Source organism: Acinetobacter calcoaceticus (assembly GCF_051947995.1).
Lineage (GTDB): Bacteria > Pseudomonadota > Gammaproteobacteria > Pseudomonadales > Moraxellaceae > Acinetobacter.
In genome coordinates, this window is sequence record NZ_JBLVVH010000080.1 from 1 (window position 1) to 210 (window position 210).

General features: G+C 65.7%; 1 protein-coding gene. It reads left to right on the plus strand.

Annotation, left to right across the window (positions count from 1 at the left end; translation table 11 throughout):
* Positions 1 to 197 (plus strand): hypothetical protein (locus ACNQO6_RS18640; protein ID WP_440209934.1); only part of this gene is annotated, 197 nt, incomplete at its 5' end.
* Positions 198 to 210 lie beyond the last annotated feature (13 nt).

Sequence of the window (210 nt, forward strand, 5' to 3'; positions counted from 1 at the left end):
TGACCATGGGCTACGACCGCTTCCCGGAAGGCCTGATCGAGGAAAAGGAACGCCTGCTGGACAGCCTCATCGCCCGCAACGGCCGACTGGTCTTCACCCATGATCCGTGCGTCGCCATGGGCCGGGTGCGACGCGACGAACAGGAGCGCTACAGCCTCTACGACACCCTCGAGCGGGTCGAGAACCTCGAGGCCTGAGCGAAAGGCGCGG